The organism is Methylobacterium variabile, assembly GCF_001043975.1.
Classification (GTDB): Bacteria; Pseudomonadota; Alphaproteobacteria; order Rhizobiales; family Beijerinckiaceae; genus Methylobacterium; species Methylobacterium variabile.
The window spans coordinates 1-966 of record NZ_LABY01000378.1; the positions used below are offsets into that span (position 1 = coordinate 1).

At 69.9% G+C, this 966-nt stretch carries 1 protein-coding gene; it reads left to right on the forward strand.

Features of this window, described 5'->3' with window-relative positions; translation table 11 throughout:
- Positions 1-338: 338 nt before the first annotated feature.
- Positions 339-966 (forward strand): cytochrome ubiquinol oxidase subunit I (locus VQ02_RS33155; protein ID WP_048448532.1); only part of this gene is annotated, 628 nt, incomplete at its 3' end.

Sequence of the window (966 nt, forward strand, 5' to 3'; positions counted from 1 at the left end):
CCCCCCCCCCCCCCCCCCCCGCCCCCCCCGCCGGGGGACCGGCCGGCCCGCCGCCCGGCGGCGCCCGGCCCCCCCCCCCCCCCCGCGCCCCGCGGGGGGGCGGGCGGCGAGACCCCCGCCCGCGGCCCCGCCCCGCCGGTCCCGGACCGGCATGGGGATCGTTGCGTGTCATATGCAATTTGTGCGCGCAGTCATTGCCGTCATATCGTGATCCCCTAGCTTCCCGCACGATCGCTGTACCGCCTACGGGGCGGCGGCGCGTCACGGTTCTTTTGTCCCTTCGGAACCTCGCGAGACGGCGGATCCCACCGCCGGACCGCCTATCCTAGAGGGTGGTCATGCTGTCGAACCTCGACGCGCTGCTTCTCGCCCGGGCCCAGTTCGGGTTCACGGTCGCGTTCCACATCATCTTCCCGGCCTTCTCGATCGGGCTCGCCAGCTACCTGGCGGTGCTCGAGGGGCTCTGGCTCGCGACGGGGCGACAGGTCTACCTCGACCTGTTCAAGTACTGGATCAAGATCTTCGCCGTTGCCTTCGCGATGGGCGTGGTCTCCGGCCTGGTGATGTCCTATCAATTCGGCACGAACTGGTCGGTCTTCTCCGACAAGGCCGGGCCGGTGCTCGGCCCGCTGATGGCCTACGAGGTGCTCACCGCGTTCTTCCTGGAGGCGGGCTTCCTCGGCGTAATGCTGTTCGGGATGCGCAAGGTCGGGCCGCGGCTGCATTTCCTGGCGACCCTGATGGTGGCGCTCGGCACCTTCTTCTCGGCGTTCTGGATCCTGTCGGTGAATTCCTGGATGCACACGCCGCAGGGCCACGCCATGAACGACCAGGGCCAGTTCGTGCCGCAGGACTGGTGGGCGATCGTCTTCAACCCGTCCTTCCCGTTCCGCCTGGTCCACATGGTGCTGGCCGCCTACCTGACGACGGCCCTGGTGGTCGGCGCGGTCGGGGCCTGGCACCTGC